The organism is Bradyrhizobium sp. Kon10 (assembly GCF_055807395.1).
Window position 1 is genome coordinate 1 of the sequence record NZ_JBVVOZ010000307.1, and the last position, 253, is coordinate 253.

The 253-nt window shown below is 63.6% G+C and carries 1 protein-coding gene; it reads left to right on the plus strand.

Going from position 1 to position 253, the window contains the following annotated elements; translation table 11 throughout:
• A partial coding sequence (locus tag AC0L2O_RS37145) for a DUF2293 domain-containing protein (RefSeq protein WP_473373247.1) occupies positions 1-226 on the plus strand: 226 nt, incomplete at its 5' end.
• Positions 227-253: the final 27 nt, after the last annotated feature.

Genomic DNA, 253 nt, shown 5'->3' on the forward strand with positions numbered 1-253 from the left:
GATCCGCGCCGACGCCGGCGCGGTGCATATGAAGAGCTTGCCGCCGACGATCGCGGTGTGGCTGGCGACCATCGCCCATATCCGACATGTGCACACCGACTACGAAAAACTGCTGGCCGAAGGCTACGACCGAGACTCGGCGCGCTTCTTCGTCATGGAACAGACCACCATCGTGCTGACCCGCTGGCGCGCCACGCGTCTGCTCGACGTCGAGGAGGAAGAATAACAAGTTCCTCGATGGCCCAGCGGCAGG